Below are 12,312 nucleotides of genomic sequence, written 5' to 3'. Positions count from 1 at the left end.
CAAACAGGATCGCTATGCGATGGAGCACATCTTCGACCGGGTCTGCTCGGAGCACGGGATCGAGCATCGCCTGGCAAAGGTGAACCATCCCTGGACCAATGGCCAGGTCGAGCGCATGAACCGCACGCTCAAGGAAGCGACCGTCAAGCGCTACCATTTGAGGCACACGCTCAACTCGAAACCCACCTCGGCGACTTCATCGCAGCCTACAATTATGCGCGTCGCCTCAAGACGCGGCAGGGCCTAACGCCATTCGAGTTCATCTGCAAAATCTGGACAAGAGAGCCAGAAAGATTCACTGTCGATCCAACCCATCACACGCTGGGACTAAACAGCTAGTAATTTTTGATCAATTTTATCGACCCATACGCCTTTTTGACCAAAGCACTTTTGTGACCAAGGCATCGCGCGCGACGCGACCCGGCGCATTTCCCCGTGATTGCGGCGCATTCACGCGCGCCCCGGTCATTGGTCAGTCTTCGGTCGGTCTTTACCCGGCGCGGCGCATTCCCTATATATTTGGTCAAGAAAAGACGTGAAAAGGATTGACCATGGACGATGCACCGCTTGAAGGCGCGCCGCTGATCGCCCCCTCCAGCACCGGGCACCCCCTGCACGAGGCGCTGGTCGAGGCCTGCCGGACTGTCTACGATCCGGAAATCCCGGTGAATATCTACGATCTGGGGCTGATCTACACCATCGCGATCGACGATGAGAACGCGGTAAAGGTCATCATGACCCTGACGGCGCCGGGCTGCCCGGTTGCCGGCGAAATGCCCGGATGGGTGCAGGAGGCGACCAGCACCGTGCCGGGCGTGCGCGATGTCGATGTGGAAATGGTGTTCGATCCGCCCTGGGGCATGGACATGATGTCCGACGAGGCGCGCCTGGAGCTGGGATTCATGTAACCGGATCGCCCGATCACGGGCTTTTCTCACGATGCGGTGAGAATCTGCGGAACCTGCCCCCCACTGCACGGTTTGGGGTGATGCATCGTTTTGTCCTTGCCGCCGCACTGGCGTTGATCACCGCTCTTCCGGGTCTGGCGCAGGACAGCGCCCCCGACCGCTGGTACAAGACCGAAATGGTCAATAGCGGGCTGGGGGATGCGCCGCAGAACATCGACCGCACCACCCCGCGTTCCAGTCTTGAAAGCTTTATGTTCCGGGCCGACGACGAGGACTGGCAGGGCGCCGCCCACATGCTTGACCTGTCGTCGATTCCCCCGTCGCGTCAGGCCGAAGAAGGCCCAAGGCGGGCCCGCGCCTTTTCCACCCTGCTTGACCGCAAGATCATCGTGGACTGGTACGACCTGCGCGACCGCCCCGACGGGGTCGATGCCCGCTCGGCCGATGCGCCGATGGCGGGCGAGCCGCGCCGCTCTTTGCTGCTGTGGTACATCAAGCTGGGCGACCGGCCGGTCCCCATCCGCATCAATCGGGTGAAACCGGCTGTGGGCGAACCGGTCTGGCTGGTGTCGCGCCAGACCGTCATGGCGCTGCCGGCGCTCGAAGCCGCCTACGGACCCACCGAACTGGAACTGATGCTGCCCGAGGCCCTGCGCGAAAAGGCGTTCTGGAACCTGCGCTGGTGGGAGGTGATCGCCTTTCCGCTGGTGCTGCTGGCCACCGGCGCAATCGGCTTTGCGGTGAACCGGGGATTGTCGCGCGGCTTCGGCCGGACGCACCGCGACGCGCCGACCTCGATGCTGGTGGCGGTGCGCGCGCCCGCCACGCTTGCGGTGATGACCGTCACGATGACGCTGATAACCCATCATCTGTTCGTCTTTTCGGGCCGGATCGATACGGCGCTGTCGCCCTTGCTGATCCTTGGCGCGGTTGTCGCCGCGCTGTGGTTCATCGTCAATGTCGCGGATGTGATCCTGACCCGGCTGGTCAATTTCGACGGCGACGATCTGGCCGAAATGGGCGAGGGCCAGGAACAGCGGCGCAATATCGCGACGCGGGTGTCGGCGGCGCGGCGCATGGTCATCGTGATCGTTGTGCTGGTCGGTGCGGGCATCACCCTGAACGAGGCCAGCGTCATGCGCTCGCTGGGGCTGTCGCTGCTCGCCTCGGCAGGCACGGCGACGATCATTCTGGCCTATGCGGGGCGCAATATCCTGACCAACATCATGGCGTCGTTGCAGATCGCGCTGAACCAGTCGGCGCGAATCGGGGACAAGGTGCTTTACAAGGACCACCTCTGTTCGGTCGAACGCATCCATTTCACCTATGTGCAGCTGCGGGTCTGGACCGGACGGCGGCTGGTGGTGCCGGTGGTCGATTTCGTCAGCGAGCCGTTCGAGAACTGGACAATGCGCGACCCCTACATGATCCGCGAGATCGTTCTGCGGCTGGCCCATGACGCCGACATCTCGCTGCTGCGGGACGCCTATCACACGGTGCTGGACGGGATCGACGCGATCCCGGACCGCCCGTTGGACCGCGGCGTTTATGTCAAGGATCACGACGTCTTTGGCCAGGTGGTGCTGTTTCTCGTTCCCACCCCCGACCCGAATTCCGCTTGGCCGCTGGAATGCGAGGTGCGCGAGAAGCTGCTGGAACAGGCGCGCCGGATAGACGACACGGCCCAGCCCGTCTTTCCGCAGGTCGCTGCGGCGCAAGCCGCCTGAGCGGGTCCGGGGCGCGCGACGCCCAGGCAAAGCCGGGTCCGGGCGCAGACCCGTCGCCGGGATGACGGCGATCTTGCAATCGCCGCGGGGTCGGGCATGATGCCAGACAGCCGGTCCGTTCCGGCACGCGCGACGGAGGCCCCATGCCCAGCGAATTGCAAAAGATGGTCGCGGGCGAACTGTATCGGCCCGGCGATCCCGAACTGGCTTCGGCCCGCACGCGCGCCCAGGCCCTGATGCAGCAATATGGCGCCACCATCCTTGGCGATCCGGAACGTGACCGCATCCTGCGCGCGCTTCTGGGACATTACGGAACCTCCAGCGTCATCCGCGCGCCGGTGTATGTGGATTACGGCTGGAACGTCTTTCTTGACGACGGGGCGTTTCTGAACTTTGGCTGTGTGCTGCTGGATGTCTGTCCGATTCACATCGGCGCGGGGGCACAGATCGGCCCCTATGCGCAGATCCTGACCGCCGACCACCCGCGCGACGCGCAGACCCGCGCCTCCGGGCTGGAATTCGGACGCCCCGTCAGCATCGGACAGAACGCCTGGATCGGTGGCGGGGCCATCGTCCTGCCCGGCGTCACCGTGGGCGATGGCGCGGTGATCGGGGCCGGCGCGGTGGTCACGCGCGACGTGGGCAAGGGCGAAACCGTCGCGGGGAACCCCGCGCGCCCGATCAGGCGGACCGGCGTGCCCGACCCGCTCTGAACATGCGGCGCGATTGTGCGTGGATGCCCCCCTTGAGTGAGACGCCCGCAGGCATTACGTTTGTTTTTCAATCAAGGAGACGCCCATGTTCGGTATTCCCGGAAAGCAGGCCGTAACGATGACCCCCGCCGCGACCGCGCAGGTCCGCAAGCTGATGCTGCGCGACAACCGCGCCGGCCTTCGGATCGGCGTGAAGAAAGGCGGCTGCGCGGGCATGGAATATACCATGGATTTCGTCGATGTGGCCGACCCCAACGACGAGGTTGTCGATCAGGATGGCGCGCGGGTGCTGATCGCCCCGATGGCGCAGATGTTCCTGTTCGGCACTGAAATCGACTATGTCACCGAACTGCTGGAATCCGGCTTTCGGTTCAACAACCCCAATGTTTCGGATGCCTGCGGGTGCGGTGAGTCGATCAAGTTCAAGGACATGGAAGAGCTTCAGGCCGAACGTCACGCCGATTGAACGGCCGCCTCGCCCCGCGCGGGGTCGGGCGCGACCGGGCCGTCGAACCAGGGGGGCGCTGCGATGCGACCTTGCGAATTCCGCGCCATGATCCGCCCCGCGGCGATTATCCCCCCGCCCGCTCTTGACCTTGGCCCGTCGCGCCCGATGATGGGGCCGATCGTATCAAGGGAGAGACCATGCGTACCAAGCTCGCCGCCGGCAACTGGAAGATGAACGGCCTGACACAGGCCCTTTCCGAACTGTCTGGCATGGAAGAGGCCGCCAAGGGCGCCTCGGAGGTGCTGATCTGCCCCCCCTTCACGCTGGTCGGCGCGGCCGCGAACGCGGCAAAGGGAATCGCCATCGGCGGGCAGGATTGCCACGCCGAAAGCTCGGGCGCCCATACCGGCGACGTCTCGGCCGCGATGCTGAAGGATTGCGGCGCGACACATGTGATCGTCGGCCATTCCGAACGCCGCACCGATCACGATGAACGCGACGAAGACGTGCGCGCCAAATGCGCCGCCGCCTGGAACGCGGGCCTTGTGGTCGTGCTGTGCGTCGGCGAAAGTCTTGACGAGCGCGAGGCGTCCAACACCCTGGACATCATCGGCGGGCAACTGGCGAAATCGGTGCCTGACGGCGCCACCGGGCACAACCTTGTCATCGCCTACGAACCCATCTGGGCCATCGGCACCGGCAAGGTGCCCACCACCGACCAGATCGGCGAGGTGCATGATTTCATGCGCGCCCGTCTGGAAAAGCGGTTCGGCGAGGGCGTGGGCCGGTCGGTCCGGCTGCTGTACGGCGGTTCGGTCAAACCGTCGAATGCCGCCGAAATCTTTGCGGTGTCCAACGTCGACGGGGCGCTGGTGGGCGGCGCCTCGCTCAAGGCGGCGGATTTCGTGCCGATCATCGACGCGCTGAACGCGGCGCCCTGATCGCACGGTCGCGCCGGGACACGGAAAAACGGGCAGCCCTGGGCTGCCCGTTTCGCGTTCGGACGGTCGGCGCCGTTTACAGATGAAAGGGCAGCCACAGCACGATCTGCGGAAAGATCGACAGCAAGGCCGCAACCCCCAGCATCATCAGCACGAACGGCACCACGCCCTTGACCACCACGCCCAGCGGCATGTTCGCGATCGCCTGGATGACGAACAGGTTCAGCCCGACGGGGGGCGTGATCAGCGCGATCTCGATCAGCAGCACGAAATAGACGCCGAACCAGATCGGGTCCAGCCCCAGTGCCATCACCGTGGGCAACAGCACCGGTACCATGATCAGCAGCATAGACATGCTTTCCAGGAACAGCCCGATGAACAGCAGGATCAGCGATACGATCACGATGAACCCGAACTGGCCCGGCACATGCGTGTCGAACACATGCGCCACCTGCGCCGGGATCTGATACAGCGTGATCGCCTGGCCAAAGATCTTGGCCCCGACCACGATCAGAAAGATCACCGTGGTGGTCTGCACCGAATCCTTGACCGCGCCCAGAAACTGGGTCCAGCCCAGCGACCGCTGCGCCACGGTGATCGCCAGCGCCATGGTCGCGCCGATCGCGCTGGCTTCGGTCGGGGTGAACGCCCCCGCATAGATCCCGCCCAGCATCACCACCGCCAGCAGCACCGTCGGCAGGGCGCGGCGCGTGGCCAGGACGCGCTCGGCCCGGCTGGCGCGGGGACTGGCCTCGGCGTTGTCGCCGAACGCGGCGGACAGCACCGCATAAAGCCCGAACACCGTGATGAGCAGCAGCCCCGGCCCGACCCCCGCCAGGAACAGCTTGCCGATGCTTTCCTCGGCGATGACCCCGTAAACGATCAGCGGCACCGAGGGCGGGATCAGGATACCCAGCGTCCCCCCCGCCGCCAGCAGCCCCAGGGTGAACGACGGCTTGTAGCCACGCTTGGTCATTTCCGGGACGGCGACGGTGCCGACGGTGGCGGCGGTGGTGACCGAACTGCCCGAGATCGCCGAAAAGATCCCGCAGGACAGCAGCGCCGCGACCCCGATGCCGCCCGGCCAGTGCCCCACCCAGCTTTGCACCGCGACGAACAGGTCGCGCCCGACGCCGCCACGCAACAGGATATTGGACATCAACAGAAACAGCGGCACCGCAAGCAGCACGAAATCGTTGAGGGATCCGAAAAGGTTGGTCGGAATCAGCGCCAGTGGCAGCCCCTTCAGCACGATCAGCCCGGTGCCGAGCGATGCCAGCGTGAACGCGACCGGAAGGCCGGTCAGCAGCAGCAGCAGCACCAGTGCGCAAACGATAAGAACGGGGGTCATCGGGGCTCCTTGGAGAGGTGGCGCGCCTCGGCCTCTTCGCTGGACACAAATATGGGCGCGGGGCGCAGCGGCAGGCGGATCAGATCGGCAAGCGCCTGTAGCGCCAGGCAGGCATAGCCCAGGATGATCGGCGCCTCGGCAATCCATTCGGGCATCTGCAACATCGTCGGCTGGCGCCGCCCCATGCTGTAGCTTTCGATCAGCGCGCCCGTGCACAGCCACACCGCAAGCACCGAAAACCCGCCGATCACCAGCAGGGTAAAGCCCTGCGCCGCGCGCCGCACGCCGGGGGGCGCGTTGCCGATCAATGCGGTGATGCGGATCATGCCGCCGCTGCGCAGCGATTGCGCCATCGCCAGAAAGGTCAGCCAGATCATCAGCGTGGTGCCCACATCCGATGTCCAGCGGGTGGGGGCGCGAAAGACGTAGCGCGCCAGCACCTCATAGGCGAGGATGACGGCGATCACCGTGATCATCACCGCCGCGATCCGCGCCGCGAGGATCGACAGACCGTCGGCAAGCCGCAGGACGCGCAGCCAGGGACCGGGCGCGTCCTGCGCCCCCGGCCCCGATCCGGGAGTGTCATGGGCCATATCGGTCGGACCGGATCAGTACAGCGCCTGGATGGCGTCGACGAGCTGCTTGCCCAGATCGCCCCCATCCCGGACGAAGACCTCGACCGCGGGCGCCGCCGCATCCTGCCATGCCGCCAGTTGCTCGGGCGTCAGCGGCGTGACGGTGGCGTGGCCGTCCGACAGCCAGTCCGCCGAGGCCTCGTTGTTGGCTTCGGTCTGTTCGCGCAGGGATTGCTCGGCCACCATCGCCGCCTCGGTCACCCAGGCCTTTTCCTCGTCGGAGAGCGCGTCGAACAGCGCGTCGTTGATGACCACGATGAATTCCGCCAGCGAATGGTTGGTCATGGTGACGTGGTCCATCACCTCGTACAGCTTGCGCGATTCCACCGCCGTGGTGCCGCTCATGCCGACATCGACGGTGCCACGCTGATAGGCCATGAACTGTTCGGACCCGCCGATCACCACCGGCGTGCCGCCCACCGCGTCGATGAAATCACCCGAGGGCTTGCCCATGGCCCGCACCAGCTTGCCCTGCATCTGCGACGGCTCGACCAGCGCCTCGCCCTTGGACAGCAGTTGCACCGGGCCGTAGTCCTGCCACCACAACACCTTGGTGCCGGTGCTTGCGATCATGTCGTCGAACGTCTTGCGGAAGGCGCCATCGGGGTCGGCGGCGCGGGCGAGCACCTCGTAGCTGGGAAAAAGGAACGGCACCGAAAAGACACCGGCGGCCGGCAGGGTGCCGGAATACTCATCCGCCAGCACCACGCCGATGTCGATGGCGCCGCTGGCCACCGCCTTGGGCACCTCGGAGCCTTTGAAAAGCTGGGCGCTGTCGTAGATCTCGACCGTCATCTCGCCGCCGGAGATGTCCCTGAGCGTGTCCGCGAAGGTCACCACATTGGCGCCGATGGGGTGGTTCACAGCGACCTGCACGGTGGCGCGCAGGGTGCGTTCGGCAAGCGCCGCGCCGCTGGTGGCGCAAAGCGCGGTGCTGGCCAGCAACAGGCCGGTTGCGAGTCTGGTCATCGTCATGTCTCCTCCCAAAGAAGCCGCGGGCGTGCTGCCCCGGCGGGTGCCCGGTACGGGCGGTTTTGACCTGCCGGCGGGTGTCCTCCGTACCCCTGTCGCGCCGGTGGCCCGTTCGTAACGCTCAGACGATTCCGCCCGCGCGCAGTTCTTTCAGGCGTTCGGGCGTGACCTTCAGCAGATCGCCAAGGATCTCGTCTGTATGTTCGCCCAGATCCGGGCCGACATGGCGCAGCTTGCCGGGGCTTTCGGACAGCCGGGGCGTGACGTTCTGCATGCGGATCGACCCGAAATCCTTGTGCGGCAGCTTGACGATGGCTTCTCGCGCGGCAAAATGCGGGTCCTTCATCATGTCCGCCGCGGAATAGATCAGCCCGCAAGGCACCCCGTGTTCCTCAAGCAGCGCCTGAAGCGGTTCAAGGTCCACCGTCCCCGTCCAGTCCGCGATCAGCCCGTCCAGCGCGCGCATGTTTTCGCCCCGCGCGGAATGGGTGGCATAGCGGTCGTCCTGCGCCAGATCGGGGCGCCCCATGGCGGTGGCAAGGCGGCGGAACACGGTATCCTGATTGGCCGCGATCAGCAGCATCTTGCCGTCGCGCGTGGGAAACACGTTGGACGGAGACACGTTCGGCAGCGTTGCCCCGGTGCGTTCGCGCACATAGCCCGCCACGTCGTATTCGCTGACCGTGCTTTCCATCATCGCCAGCACCGCCTCATAGATGGCGCTGTCGACCACCTGCCCCTTGCCGGTCTCGGTGCGGTGATGCAGCGCCATCAGCGCACCAAGGCAGGCGTAGGTCGCCGCCAGCTCGTCGCCGATGGAAATCCCCATGCGGCTGGGCGGGGTCGACGGATCGCCCACCACATATCGCAGCCCCCCCATCGCCTCGCCGATGGCGCCGTAGCCCGCGCGCGCGGCATACGGCCCGGTCTGGCCATAGCCGCTGACGCGCACCATGATAAGGCCGGGGTTGATGTCGCGCAAGGTTTCGTAGCCGAGGTTCCAGCGTTCCATCGTGCCGGGGCGGAAATTCTCGATCAGGATGTCGGTGCTGCGCACAAGGTCGCGCACGATGGCCTGCCCCTCGGGGGTGCGCAGGTTCAGCGTCAGCGATTTCTTGTTGCGCCCCACTACAGGCCACCACAGCGACTTGCCATAGGGCTTTTCCTGCCCCCAGACTCGCAGCGGATCGCCGCTGCCGGGCTGTTCGCACTTGATGACCTCGGCGCCGAAATCCGCCAGAAGCTGGCCGCAGAACGGCCCCGCCAGCAGCTGCCCCATTTCAAGCACCCGCAGGTTGGAAAGCGGTCCCTGCCGCGCTTCGGCGGATTGCGTCATCGGTGTCCTCCCCTTCGCTGCCCCGATGTCTTGCCGACACGAAATCCCGGATCGACAGACTTGGATTTAATGGATACATTTTTATGTGTCGTGTAAACAGAAAAAGACGTGGTCCAAATGAAATATGATTTTGACGCTGAAATTGTTGAGGTTTCTCCGAGAGACGGCATACAGAATGAAAAGACCATCCTAGGATTGGATGCAAAACTTAGCCTGATCGACCGTGCGATCGCCGCCGGTGCCCGCCGGATCGAGGTCACCAGCTTCGTCAATCCCAAACGCGTGCCGCAGATGGCCGACGCCGAGTCGCTTGCCGCCGCCCTGCCCCGTGGCGCCGCGCGCTATATCGGGCTGGCACTGAACCGGCGCGGGTTCGACCGTGTCCTCGCCGCCGGACTGGATGAGGTCAATTTCGCCGTGGTGCTCAGCGAGACCTTCAGCGCGCGCAACCAGGGCATGACCACCGATCAGGGAATCGCCCTCTGGCACGAGGTGGGGCGCGCCGCCGAAGGCCGGATCGGCACCGGGCTGACGCTGGCCGCCGCCTTCGGCTGCCCGTTCGAGGGCGACATGCCGCTGGAGCGGATGATGGACGTGCTGACCCGCGCGCTCGACGTCATGCCGGCCGAACTTACGCTGGCCGATACCATCGGCGCCGCCGTGCCCGTTGACATCACCCGGCGCGTTGCAGCGGTGCGCGACCGCTGGCCCGACCTGCCGATCCGCCTGCATCTGCACAACACCCGCAACACCGGGTTTGCCAATGCCTGGGCGGGCATTCAGGCGGGCGTCCGGTCGTTCGATGCCTCGCTCGGGGGGGTCGGCGGCTGCCCCTTTGCCCCCCGCGCCACCGGCAATATCGCAACCGAGGATCTGGCCTGGATGCTGCACCGTTCGCGTATCGACACCGGGTGGAACGTCGACCTTGCCTGCGCCGCCGCCTCCTGGCTCGAAACGCAGCTTGGCCATGAGATCCCCGGCATGCTAATGAAGGCGGGCGCCTTTCCCCCCGCACCGCGCACAACGTGACCGCGCCGCCGCCCTTCAGGACGACGACATGACAGACCGCAAGCCAGCCCCGCCCAGAGGGCCAGCCGCAGAACAGGCGTATCAGGCGATCCGCGACAGCATTTTCTCGGGTCGGCTGGGCGACAACGCGCGCGTGACCGAAGTCGAACTCGCCGAAACCCTGAGCATGTCGCGCACGCCCGTGCGCGAGGCGGTCAAACGGTTGCTGCTGGAGGGGCTGCTGACCCGTGACGCCGGCCCCGGCCTGCGGGTCGTGGCGCTTCAGGATGACGAGGTCGCGCAGATCTTCGAAATCCGCCTGATGCTGGAATCCTACGCCGCCCGGCGCGCCGCGAAACATGCCACCCCCGAACAGGCCAGCGAACTGCGCCGTCTGGCACGGGATATGGCAGCGCTTGTGCCCCCCCGCACCGTGGCGGATTTCACTGCCATGTCGGAACTGAACGCGGCGTTTCATCAACTGGTGCTGGAGGCGGCGCGATCATCGCGGGTCACGGCCATGCTGTCGGTGGTGGTGCATCTGGCGCTGGTAACCCGTACCTTTCGAATGTACCGCGAGGCCGACATGCAGCGGTCGGCCCGCCACCATATTGAAATCGCCGATGCCATCACCGCGGGCGCCCCGGACTGGGCTGGAATGGCCATGGCCACGCACCTGCAATCCGCCGCCGAAATCGCCCGTGCAGAGCAAACGGCAGCCTCTGACGCCGCCACTGCACACATCCCGTGACCCCGCCATCTTCAGGGCGAATATATGTTATTTTTCATTTAGCTAAGCTCACCTTTTCATTTTCCGCGTGAAGGTCAGGATGTCCTCAGTCCCCGGCTTTTCGCCTTGCGGACGGATGGGACGCAGGCGGCGTGATGTAAAAAATCTCCCCCCCGCAGTCACTATACGCCCCAAAGACCAAGATCTGTGCTTGTAAGCAGCCGCCAGCTTGTCTAAACCCGCCATGGCCGGGTGATTAGCTCAGTTGGTAGAGCGCTTCGTTTACACCGAAGATGTCGGCGGTTCGAGCCCGTCATCACCCACCATTTTTTCCAGTCTGCCCAGCAACGGCGCGAAAAATGCGAAGTGCGTTCCGGTTCACTGAACCCAGCGCCGCCGCTCTGTCATGAACACATGGGCCGATTGTGGGACAGGCGTCACGGGTGATGATGTTGTAACGGCGGCTCCCCGCCCCGGCACGGTTATCCGAACCCGAGAAATTCCCCGCGAATTCGGCGTCACGGTGCCCCGCGCCGGGCCCCTATGCGCGCCACGGTCATCAATGGCCGACGATGTCAGGACCCCAAGCACTTGAAGCCCGCACGGCATACATTGGAGGCAGACGCCATTGGTCCGGGCACAGTGATCCCCGCTTTGTCCAACAGTAATATATTTCACGCAACAGTGAAGTAAGGACAGTGTGAAGTAACAGCTAGGCGATTCCGATGACCTCCGAGAAGAGGTTTGTCCAATAGGTCCCTGCGGACCCTCAGAAATGCGAAGTCTACCACCTGCCATTTGAAGAGATGCTAAACGGGATCAATGAGATAACCGAGCTGTTTGATGCCCCCGAGAGCTCGTTGCCTGGACCGGCTTTGGTGATGTAACCGCCCTCCGCCGGCCTCTCTGTGCCAAGGTGGGTCTATGGGGATCCACAAAGGGGGAGCGGTCATGTCGGAGGTTATCGCGGTCGGGCGCAACCTGGCGAAAAATGTGTTTCAGCTGCACTGGGCGGACTGTGCAGGCCATTCGGTTCTGCGCAAGAAGCTGAAGCGAGCGAAGCGGCTGGAATTCCTCCGAAAATTGCGGCCTTGCGTTGCAGCGATGGAAGCCAGTGACGACGCAGATTTCCGAGGCTGGAAGATTGGCAAGCTGGGCCACGAGGTGCGCCTGATCCCGCGCGGCTGCGTCGCCCCTTCGTCAAGCGTCAGAACAACGACATCGCTGATGCCGAAGCAATCCGCGAAGCCGCACTGCGCCCCACGATGCGCTTCGTTCCGGTGACGAGCGCGGAAACCCAGGGCGCGGCGATGGTCTTTCGCGTGCGCGAGTTGCCGATCCGGCAGCGGACCCAGGCCGTCAATGCGTCGCGCTGAAAGCACGCCTCTGGCGTGACGCGTGGCCATCCGTCCGAAATTCGGACACTGGCGTAGACTGCGATTTGTTGCCTGTTGATCTTCACCACGAAGGAGGTCGCCGATGTCGCAACGGAAGCAACATCATCCAGAATCCAAAGCCAAGGTGACGTTGGAAGCGCAAAAAG

11 protein-coding genes, 1 tRNA gene and 2 pseudogenes are annotated in these 12,312 nt (G+C 64.7%); 10 read left to right on the top strand and 4 right to left on the bottom strand.

Going from position 1 to position 12,312, the window contains the following annotated elements; translation table 11 throughout:
• The 6 genes and pseudogenes from ATI53_RS21575 to tpiA form a co-directional block, all read left to right on the top strand.
• Positions 1 to 339 (top strand): annotated as a pseudogene (locus tag ATI53_RS21575) (integrase core domain-containing protein); the annotation flags it as partial.
• A 212-nt stretch (positions 340 to 551) separates the two neighbouring features.
• The gene (locus ATI53_RS21570) at positions 552 to 908 is read left to right on the top strand and encodes an SUF system Fe-S cluster assembly protein (protein ID WP_009506544.1); all 357 of its coding nucleotides are present in this window, start codon (positions 552 to 554) and stop codon (positions 906 to 908) included.
• Positions 909 to 988: 80 nt separating this feature from the next.
• Positions 989 to 2,635 (top strand): mechanosensitive ion channel family protein, encoded by a 1,647-nt coding sequence (locus ATI53_RS21565; RefSeq protein WP_111551359.1) that lies wholly within the window; start codon positions 989 to 991, stop codon positions 2,633 to 2,635.
• A gap of 143 nt (positions 2,636 to 2,778) precedes the next feature.
• Positions 2,779 to 3,348 (top strand): sugar O-acetyltransferase, encoded by a 570-nt coding sequence (locus ATI53_RS21560; protein WP_111551358.1) that lies wholly within the window; start codon positions 2,779 to 2,781, stop codon positions 3,346 to 3,348.
• Positions 3,349 to 3,433: 85 nt separating this feature from the next.
• Complete coding sequence (locus tag ATI53_RS21555) at positions 3,434 to 3,814, top strand: HesB/IscA family protein (protein ID WP_009506541.1); 381 nt, start codon at positions 3,434 to 3,436, stop codon at positions 3,812 to 3,814.
• A 179-nt stretch (positions 3,815 to 3,993) separates the two neighbouring features.
• Complete coding sequence (gene tpiA, locus ATI53_RS21550) at positions 3,994 to 4,737, top strand: triose-phosphate isomerase (protein ID WP_009506540.1); 744 nt, start codon at positions 3,994 to 3,996, stop codon at positions 4,735 to 4,737.
• A 76-nt stretch (positions 4,738 to 4,813) separates the two neighbouring features.
• On the opposite strand, the gene ATI53_RS21545 is transcribed toward tpiA, so the two are convergent.
• The 4 genes from ATI53_RS21545 to ATI53_RS21530 form a co-directional block, all read right to left on the bottom strand.
• Positions 4,814 to 6,088: a TRAP transporter large permease gene (locus ATI53_RS21545; RefSeq protein ID WP_111551357.1), complete on the bottom strand. Its 1,275-nt coding sequence runs from the start codon at positions 6,086 to 6,088 to the stop codon at positions 4,814 to 4,816.
• Positions 6,085 to 6,681, bottom strand: coding sequence for a TRAP transporter small permease subunit (locus ATI53_RS21540; RefSeq protein WP_009506538.1), 597 nt, complete (start codon positions 6,679 to 6,681; stop codon positions 6,085 to 6,087). The genes ATI53_RS21545 and ATI53_RS21540 overlap by 4 nt, the downstream gene beginning before the upstream one ends.
• A 15-nt stretch (positions 6,682 to 6,696) precedes the next feature.
• Positions 6,697 to 7,692 carry a TRAP transporter substrate-binding protein gene (locus ATI53_RS21535; RefSeq protein ID WP_034453423.1) on the bottom strand — a complete coding sequence of 332 codons (996 nt, stop codon included), beginning with the start codon at positions 7,690 to 7,692 and terminating at the stop codon, positions 6,697 to 6,699.
• A gap of 124 nt (positions 7,693 to 7,816) precedes the next feature.
• Positions 7,817 to 9,031, bottom strand: coding sequence for a CaiB/BaiF CoA transferase family protein (locus ATI53_RS21530; RefSeq protein ID WP_009506536.1), 1,215 nt, complete (start codon positions 9,029 to 9,031; stop codon positions 7,817 to 7,819).
• A 117-nt stretch (positions 9,032 to 9,148) separates the two neighbouring features.
• Here ATI53_RS21530 and ATI53_RS21525 point away from each other — a divergent pair, with 117 nt between their 5' ends.
• From ATI53_RS21525 to ATI53_RS21510, 4 genes and pseudogenes are all read left to right on the top strand, one after another.
• Positions 9,149 to 10,060, top strand: coding sequence for a hydroxymethylglutaryl-CoA lyase (locus tag ATI53_RS21525; protein ID WP_009506535.1), 912 nt, complete (start codon positions 9,149 to 9,151; stop codon positions 10,058 to 10,060).
• Between the two features lie 28 nt (positions 10,061 to 10,088).
• On the top strand, positions 10,089 to 10,790 hold the full coding sequence (locus ATI53_RS21520) for a GntR family transcriptional regulator (protein ID WP_111551356.1): 702 nt from the start codon (positions 10,089 to 10,091) through the stop codon (positions 10,788 to 10,790).
• 229 nt (positions 10,791 to 11,019) lie between these two features.
• Positions 11,020 to 11,095, top strand: a tRNA-Val gene (locus ATI53_RS21515).
• Positions 11,096 to 11,720: 625 nt separating this feature from the next.
• Positions 11,721 to 12,142, top strand: a pseudogene (locus ATI53_RS21510) (transposase); the annotation flags it as partial.
• Positions 12,143 to 12,312: the final 170 nt, after the last annotated feature.

Origin of the sequence: Salipiger aestuarii, assembly GCF_003259905.1 — a bacterium.
In the GTDB taxonomy this organism is placed as follows: Bacteria; Pseudomonadota; Alphaproteobacteria; order Rhodobacterales; family Rhodobacteraceae; genus Salipiger; species Salipiger aestuarii.
Note: the sequence above shows the minus strand (reverse complement) of the source record. Positions and strands in the feature narration are given on the sequence as shown.